This window comes from Nocardioides sp. P5_C9_2 (assembly GCF_054049555.1).
This window is the reverse complement of the sequence record NZ_JBFUMD010000165.1, coordinates 1-7,314: the sequence shown is the minus strand read 5'-3', so window position 1 is coordinate 7,314 and position 7,314 is coordinate 1. Positions and strand designations below refer to the sequence as shown.

Annotated in this window: 9 protein-coding genes; 1 reads left to right on the top strand and 8 read right to left on the bottom strand. The window is 73.3% G+C overall.

Annotation, left to right across the window (positions count from 1 at the left end; translation table 11 throughout):
- From ACXJKL_RS10155 to ACXJKL_RS10140, 4 genes are all read right to left on the bottom strand, one after another.
- Positions 1 to 570: FAD-binding oxidoreductase (locus ACXJKL_RS10155; protein WP_457206938.1), on the bottom strand; the 570-nt coding region annotated here is incomplete at its 3' end.
- On the bottom strand, positions 570 to 2,042 hold the full coding sequence (locus tag ACXJKL_RS10150) for an FAD-linked oxidase C-terminal domain-containing protein (RefSeq protein WP_457206937.1): 1,473 nt from the start codon (positions 2,040 to 2,042) through the stop codon (positions 570 to 572). The genes ACXJKL_RS10155 and ACXJKL_RS10150, both read right to left, overlap by 1 nt.
- Before the next feature lie 3 nt (positions 2,043 to 2,045).
- On the bottom strand, positions 2,046 to 2,477 hold the full coding sequence (locus ACXJKL_RS10145) for a GlcG/HbpS family heme-binding protein (protein WP_457206936.1): 432 nt from the start codon (positions 2,475 to 2,477) through the stop codon (positions 2,046 to 2,048).
- Complete coding sequence (locus ACXJKL_RS10140; RefSeq protein ID WP_457206935.1) at positions 2,474 to 4,651, bottom strand: malate synthase G; 2,178 nt, start codon at positions 4,649 to 4,651, stop codon at positions 2,474 to 2,476. Before ACXJKL_RS10140 ends, ACXJKL_RS10145 begins: the two co-directional genes overlap by 4 nt.
- Before the next feature lie 146 nt (positions 4,652 to 4,797).
- Here ACXJKL_RS10140 and ACXJKL_RS10135 point away from each other — a divergent pair, with 146 nt between their 5' ends.
- A complete protein-coding gene (locus tag ACXJKL_RS10135) occupies positions 4,798 to 5,562 on the top strand; it encodes an IclR family transcriptional regulator (protein WP_457206934.1) in 765 nt (254 codons plus the stop codon).
- An 86-nt stretch (positions 5,563 to 5,648) separates the two neighbouring features.
- Here ACXJKL_RS10135 and ACXJKL_RS10130 read toward each other — a convergent pair whose 3' ends face one another.
- The 4 genes from ACXJKL_RS10130 to ACXJKL_RS10115 form a co-directional block, all read right to left on the bottom strand.
- On the bottom strand, positions 5,649 to 5,945 hold the full coding sequence (locus ACXJKL_RS10130) for an AzlD domain-containing protein (protein WP_457206933.1): 297 nt from the start codon (positions 5,943 to 5,945) through the stop codon (positions 5,649 to 5,651).
- Positions 5,945 to 6,649: an AzlC family ABC transporter permease gene (locus tag ACXJKL_RS10125; protein ID WP_457206932.1), complete on the bottom strand. Its 705-nt coding sequence runs from the start codon at positions 6,647 to 6,649 to the stop codon at positions 5,945 to 5,947. Before ACXJKL_RS10125 ends, ACXJKL_RS10130 begins: the two co-directional genes overlap by 1 nt.
- Before the next feature lie 22 nt (positions 6,650 to 6,671).
- Complete coding sequence (locus ACXJKL_RS10120) at positions 6,672 to 6,884, bottom strand: hypothetical protein (RefSeq protein WP_457206931.1); 213 nt, start codon at positions 6,882 to 6,884, stop codon at positions 6,672 to 6,674.
- A 120-nt stretch (positions 6,885 to 7,004) separates the two neighbouring features.
- Positions 7,005 to 7,314: N-acetyltransferase family protein (locus ACXJKL_RS10115; protein ID WP_457206930.1), on the bottom strand; the 310-nt coding region annotated here is incomplete at its 5' end.

Genomic DNA, 7,314 nt, shown 5'->3' with positions numbered 1-7,314 from the left:
GATCATCAGCTTGCCGAGGTCGTAGCCGGCGACGTTCTTCACCACCCGGCCGCCGGCCTTGGCCACCACCCCGTCGGCACGCACCATCGTGATGCCGATGAGCAGGTCGCGCGCGGTGCCGGTGGCCGTGCGGCGGGGGCCGCTGGTGTTGGTGGCGAGCATCCCGCCGACGGTGGAGCCGGGGACGGTCTCGTCGAGGGCCAGCCGTTGGCCGCCCTGCGCGACCGCCTGCTGCACGTCGGCGAGGAGCGCGCCGGCCTGGGTCGCGACGATGAGGTCGCCGGCGGCGTGGTCGAGCACCCGGTCGAGGGCCGAGAGGTCGAGCAGCACGTCGGCGCCGGTGGGGGCGGTGCCCCACGAGAGCTTGGTCCCGCGGCCGCGGGGGACGACGGTCAGGCCGTGGGCCGCGCAGGCCCGCATCACCTCGGACACCTGGTCGGTGTCGGACGGACGGGCCACGAGGCCCGGGTGCATGCCGTCGATCGCGTCCGCCTTCTGCGGGTCGTCGACGCGGGCGCAGGCGGACGCGACGGCCTCGCGGGCGGCCGTGTCGAGCGTGTGCGTCGTCATCAGAAGACCTCCGCGAGGCCGGCGGCCTGGAGCGGGTGGGCACCCTTGTGCCGTCCGGGCACCTCCCCGCAGAGCCGGGGGGTGGGGAACACCTTGCCGGGGTTGGAGATGTTCTGCGGGTCGAACGCGCAGCGCACCAGCTGCATGGTGTCGAGGTCCTCGTCGGTGTACATGCGGGGCATGTACTTCGACTTGTCCATGCCGACGCCGTGCTCGCCCGTGATCGACCCGCCGTGCTCGATGCACAGGTCGAGGATCGCGCCGCTGACCTTCTCGGCGGCCTCGCCCGCACCCTCGACCTCGTCGTCGAAGAGCACGAGGGGGTGCAGGTTGCCGTCGCCCGCGTGGAACACGTTGGCGACCCGCACGCCGGACGAGCCCGACAGCTCGGCGATCGCCGAGAGCACCTCGGGCAGCGCCGTCCTCGGGATGACGCCGTCCTGGACGATGTAGTCCGGGCTGATCCGCCCGACCGCGGCGAAGGCGGACTTGCGGCCCTTCCAGATGAGCGCCCRCTCGGCGGGGTCGGTCGCGAGCCGCTGCTCGAAGGCGCCGTGGTCGTCGCACAGCCGCCGGACCTCGGCGTACTCCTGCTCGACCTCGACCGCCGCGCCGTCGAGCTCGATGACGAGCACGGCGCCCGCGCCGTCGGGGTAGTTGCAGTGCACGGCCGCCTCGGCGGCCTCGATGGCCAGGGCGTCCATCATCTCGATCGCCGCGGGGACGATGCCCGCGGCGATGATCGCGGAGGTGGCCGCGCCCGCCTGGTCGGTCGACCCGAAGCCGACCAGGATCGTGCGGACCTCCTCCGGGAGCCGCACCAGCCGCACGGTGGTCGACGTGACGATGCCCAGGGTCCCCTCGGAGCCGACGACCGCGCCGAGGAGGTCGTAGCCGGGGGAGTCGGGGGCGGCCCCGCCGAGGGCCACGGTGTCGCCGTCGGGGGTCACGAAGTCCGCGCCCAGGACGTGGTTGGTGGTGAAGCCGTACTTGAGGCAGTGCGCCCCGCCGGAGTTCTCCGCGACGTTGCCGCCGATCGAGCAGATCTGCTGGCTCGACGGGTCGGGTGCGTAGTAGTAGCCCAGCGGGGTCGCGGCGCGGGTGACGTCGAGGTTGATGACACCCGGCTCGACGACCGCGCGCTGGTCCTCGCGGCGTACGTCGCGGATCGCCCGCATCTGCGAGGTCACCACCAGCACGCCCTCGGCGTGGGGCAGCGCCCCGCCGGAGAGCCCGGTGCCGGAGCCGCGGGCCACGAACGGCACGCCCTGCTCAGCGCACGCCCGCACGAGGCCGGCCAGCTGGGCGGCGTCCTGCGGGATCACGACCAATGCGGGTGTGACGCGGTAGTGCGCCAACCCGTCGCACTCGTAGGTCCGCAGCCGGGTGCGGTCGGTGATGACGGCGTCGGCGGGGAGCAGTCGTCGGGCGACGTCCGCGACGGCCGCGATGCGCGCGGTGCTGTCGTCCACGGCTCAGTCGACCTGCGGCGTGAGCCCGGCGCCGGTGATGCCGGCCACCGCGGCCGCCTCGTCGTTGTCGGAGGTGTCGCCGGTGATGCCCACCGCCCCGAGAAGGTCGCCGCCGTCGTCGCGGACCAGCACCCCGCCGGGCACGGGGACCAGCGTCCCGCCGACCGCCGACGTCACGGCGGCGACGAAGTAGGGCTGCTGCTCCGCGCGGCCCATGATCGAGCGCGAGCCCATGCCCAGCGACAGGGCGCCRTACGCCTTGCCGAAGCCGATCTCGAAGCGCTTCATCGACGATCCGTCCTCGCGCTCGACGGCGACGACGTGCCCGCCCGCGTCGAGGACGACGACGGTGAGCGGCTTGAAGCCCGCCGAGCTGGCGTGGGCGCGGGCCCCGGCGATGATCGTGCGGGCGGTCTCGAGGTCGAAGCTGGTCATGACGAGGTCCTCTCGGTGGACTTCCGGTGGGCGCGGCGGCGGTGCAGGATCGGCTCGGTGTAGCCGCTGGGCTGCTCGAGCCCCTCGAGCACCAGGGCCCTCGCGGCGGCGAACGCGTCGCCGTCGAAGGCCGGGGCCATCGGCGTGTACGACGCGTCGCCGGCGTTCTGCTCGTCCACCACGGCCGCCATCCGGCGCAGGGTCTCGTCGACCTGCTCCTCGGTCACGACGCCGTGGTGCAGCCAGTTGGCGACGTGCTGCGCGGAGATCCGGCAGGTGGCCCGGTCCTCCATCAGGGCCTCCCCGGTGATGTCGGGGACCTTGGAGCAGCCGACGCCGGCGTCGACCCAGCGGACGACGTAGCCCAGGAGGCTCTGGAGGTTGTTGTCGATCTCGGCCTGGCGCTCCTCGGCGGACCACGACGCGGGGTCGCCGAGCGGCACCTGCAGCAGCTCGCCGCGGTCCCGGCGGCGTCCGCCCGCCCGCAGCTCCTCCTGGCGTGCGTGGACGTCGACCTGGTGGTAGTGCAGCGCGTGCACGGTGGCGGCGGTGGGGGAGGGCACCCAGGCGCAGGTCGCCCCGGCCTGCGGATGGCCGATCTTGGCGTCGTACATCGCGGCGAGGCTGTCCGGGGCTGCCCACATTCCCTTGCCGATCTGGGCGCGGCCGACCAGGCCGCACTCGAGGCCGATGTCGACGTTGAGGTCCTCGTAGGCCTTGATCCAGGTCTCGCCCTTCATGTCGTTCTTGCGCACGACCGGGCCCGCCAGCATCGAGGTGTGGATCTCGTCGCCCGTGCGGTCGAGGAAGCCGGTGTTGATGAAGGCGACCCGCTCGCGGGCCTCGGCGATGCACGCCTTGAGGTTGAGCGACGTGCGCCGCTCCTCGTCCATGATCCCGACCTTGATGGTCAGCCGGGGGAGGCCGAGGAGCTCCTCGACCCGGCCGAAGAGCTCGACCGCGAAGGCGACCTCGTCGGGGCCGTGCATCTTGGGCTTCACGACGTACATCGAGCCGGTGCGCGAGTTGGCGAGCGTGGACTCGCCGCGCACGTCGCGGAGGCTGCCGAGCGCGGTCATGATCGCGTCGAGGATGCCCTCGGGCACCTCGTTGCCGTCGCGGTCGAGCACCGCGTCGGTGGTCATGAGGTGGCCGACCTGGCGGATGAAGAGCAGCGAGCGCCCGCGCAGCGTGACCTCGTCGCCGGAGGTCGTGGAGTAGGTGCGGTCGGGGTTCATCGACCGGGTGAAGGTCGTGCCGCCCTTGGTGACCTCCTCGGCGAGGGTGCCCTCGTTGAGGCGCAGCCAGTTGCGGTAGCCGAGCACCTTGTCGTCTGCGTCGACAGCGGCGACGGAGTCCTCGAGGTCCATGATCGTGGAGACCGCCGACTCGAGCAGCAGGTCCTTCACACCGGCGGCGTCGGTGGAGCCGATCGCGTCGGTCCGGTCGACCTGGATCTCGACGTGGAGGTGGTGGTGCACCAGCAGCACGGCCTCGGGCGAGGCCGCGTCACCGCGGAAGCCGACCAGCTGTGCGGGGTCGRCCAGGCGCACGGCGTCGTCCTTGACGGTCACGGCGAGGCCGTCGTCGTCCACGGCGTACGACGTGGCGTCGGCGTGCGAGCCGGAGGCGAGCGGGAAGTGCTCGTCGAGGAAGGCCCGGCCACGGGCGATCACCTCGTCGCCGCGGACCTTGTTGTAGCCCTCGCCGGGCGCGAGCTCGCCCTCGGTCGAGATCACGTCGGTGCCGTAGAGGGCGTCGTACAGCGATCCCCACCGGGCGTTCACGGCGTTCGTCGCGAACCGCGCGTTGAGCAGCGGGACCACCAGCTGCGGGCCGGCGATGCTCGCGATCTCGTCGTCGACGCCCGCCGTGGTGACGGCGACGTCGGCGGGCTCGTCGAGCAGGTAGCCGATCTCGCGCAGGAAGTCCGTGTAGGCCGCGGCGTTGGGCGTGCCGGGGTGGGTCCGGTGCCAGTCGTCGATGCGCGACTGCAGCTCGTCCCGGCGCGCGAGGAGCTCGCGGTTGCGGGGCGCGAGATCGTGCACGATCGCACCCGCGCCGTCCCAGAAGGCCTGCGGGTCGAGGCCCGAGCCGGGCAGCGCCTCCTCCTCCACGAAGCGGTGAAGGCTGGCGGCGACGCTGAGGCCACCGGTCTGAACGCGGTCGGTCATGCCACTCCTTAAGTGGAAACCCGACGCCACCCTTGCCCGAGTTTCCGCATTGTGGAAAAGTTGGTGGTCAATAATGGAAACTATGGAGTCGTCGTCCCCTGTGTCAAGGGTCACGCCGGCCCGAGGGGCGCCACCAGGAGGAGCCGATGCCAGCACCGGACGAACCGTCCACCCGCACGGGTGGGGTGCAGTCCGTGCACCGCGCGCTGGACCTGCTCGAGGCGGTGGCCGCCCGGGGAGGCACGCTCACCATCGGCGAGATCGCCGCCCTGACCGGCGTCCCGCTGCCGACCGCCCACCGGCTGCTCCGCACGCTCGTCGATCGGGGCTACATGCGCCAGGCCCCCGACCGCAGGTACGCCCTCGGGTTCCGGCTCGTCCCGCTCGGGGCGTCCGCCGGCTCGATGGTGGGTGCCGGGACCGAGCGCGTGCTCGGACGCGTCGTCGACGCCCTCGGTGAGACCGCCAACCTCGCGATGCTCGACGGCGACCGTGTGGCCTACGTCGCCCAGGTGCCCGGCCGGCACGCCATGCGGATGTTCACCGAGGTCGGACGTCGCGTGCACCCGCACTGCACGGCGGTCGGCAAGGCCGTCCTGGCGGCGGCACCCGAGGCCGACGTCCGGGCCCTGCTCGCCCGCACCGGGCTGCCCCGGCACACCGCGAGCACGATCACGGACCTCGACGTGTTCCTCGACCAGCTCGAGGAGGTGCGCACCCGGGGCTACGCCCTCGACGAGGGCGAGCAGGAGGTCGGCGTCCGCTGCCTCGCGGTACGCCTGCCCGGCAGCGCCGTGGGGATGGGGATCTCGATCTCCGGCCCGGCGCCGCGGATGACCGATGACCTGATGGCGGAGGCAGTGCCGATCCTGCGCGCGGCCGCCCAGGACCTGGCCGCCGCGATCGGCTGAGGTTTCCGCGCGGGCGGGAAGGGTCTTGGCGGGCGCTGGGACCTGAGTCACCGCGCGACTCAGCTCGCACCGCGCGCGAGGTTGCCCTATGCCAGCCGCACGAGCGCCGCCGTGAGCGCCGCGCCGACCACCACGACGAGGAACGGGGCCCGCAGCAGCAGCGCGACGAGAGCGAACCCGAGCCCGGCGCTCCGCGCGTCGACGGTGAGCGACGCGCCGTCCGACCACACCTGTACGGCGACCAGTGCCGCGAGCAGGGCGACCGGGATGAGGTCGGCCGTCCGCTCCACGACGGGGTGCGCGAGGACCCGCGGCGGCAGCGAGAGCCCCGCGAGCTTGAGCGCGTAGCAGCCTGCCGCCGCCACCAGGATCGCGACCCACATCAGGGGGCGACCCGGGTCCGGTCCAGGGCGCCGACGAGCAGTGCGACCCCTCCGGCGGCGAGCACCGGGACCCCGGCCGCGGTGATCGGCACCAGACCGAGGGCCACGGCGGCGGCGGCGACCGCCACCAGTCGGTGGCGCCGGTCGGAGAGCCGGGGCCACAGCAGTGCCAGGAAGGCTGCGCCCACGGCGGCGTCGAGGCCGAGGGCGCGCGGGTCGCCGAGCGTCGTACCGGCCAGGGCGCCGCCCAGGGTGGCCAGGTTCCACAGGACGAAGACCGCGACCCCGGTCGTGAGGAACCCGAGGCGGGCGGCCGGCGTGGTGTCACGGTTGACCGCCATCGCCGTCGACTCGTCGAGCAGGACGTGCGCGGCCGCCACGCGACGCCAGCCGCGGAAGTCCAGGAGCGGCGCCATCCGCAGGCCGTAGAGGGTGTTGCGGGTGCCGAGCAGGATCGCGGCCATCGCCCCGCTGATCGGTGCCCCGCCCGCGGCGACCACCCCCACCAGGGCGAACTGGGAGGCACCCGTGAAGACGAGCAGCGACAGGGCGCACGTCTGTACGACGCTCAGTCCGGCGGAGACACCCACCGCGCCGAAGCTGATGCCGTAGGCGCCGGTGGCGACCCCGACGGCGAGGCTCTCGCCGACGATCGTGCGCCGATGGCCGGGCGGCAGGGACGCGAGGCGGTCGGCGGGGGCCATGCCGCCAGCGTAGGGACGAGCGTCAGTGGGGCCGGCGACGGGCGCGGACGGTGGACAGTGGCGGCGACCGGTGGAAGTCGTGGAGCAGGACGTAGGCGGTCACGACTCCCGCGATCGTGCCGACGAGGATCCCCGGTCCCACCGACAGCGGGACGTCGGGCATCAGGGCGGACCACACGCCGAGACCGATCCAGACGACGAGAGCGCCGACGACCAGGACGATTCTGTGCAGCACGGGCAACGGACCGAACAACGTGCACCCCCACGTGATCACCGGGCGCGACGGCCCGGCCGGATCTCCATGATGCTCCGCCGTCTGGAGAAAGCAAGCACCCCCAGGGGTGGGTCAGACCGGTCAGCCGATCGCGGCGTGGAGGCGGACCTGCCGGACGGTGGTCTCGCCCGAGCCGTCGAGATCGAGCTCGCGGTGTGCCCCGTCGGCCGCCCAGCCCGCCTCGGTGAGGAAGCGCCGCTGGTCGTCGTCGCCCGCCATGAGCCACGAGACCGCTCGGGTGAAGCGGTCGGCGACGAGGGTGTCCACGGCCGCCTGCAGCAGTCGCGACCCGTGGCCCTTGCCCCGCTCGTCGGGATCGACGGTCATCTCCGCCACCGTCCCGTCGGCGACCGGGTCGCAGTCGGGGTCGTCGGCGGGGCCGGTGAGGGCG

Bases quoted from the DNA above. Each gene is read 5' to 3' on its own strand.
- ACXJKL_RS10135 (WP_457206934.1), top strand. From the start codon at position 4,798: ATGCCAGCACCGGACGAACCGTCCACCCGCACGGGTGGGGTGCAGTCC.
- ACXJKL_RS10130 (WP_457206933.1), bottom strand. From the start codon at position 5,945: ATGTGGGTCGCGATCCTGGTGGCGGCGGCAGGCTGCTACGCGCTCAAG.
- ACXJKL_RS10125 (WP_457206932.1), bottom strand. From the start codon at position 6,649: ATGGCCCCCGCCGACCGCCTCGCGTCCCTGCCGCCCGGCCATCGGCGC.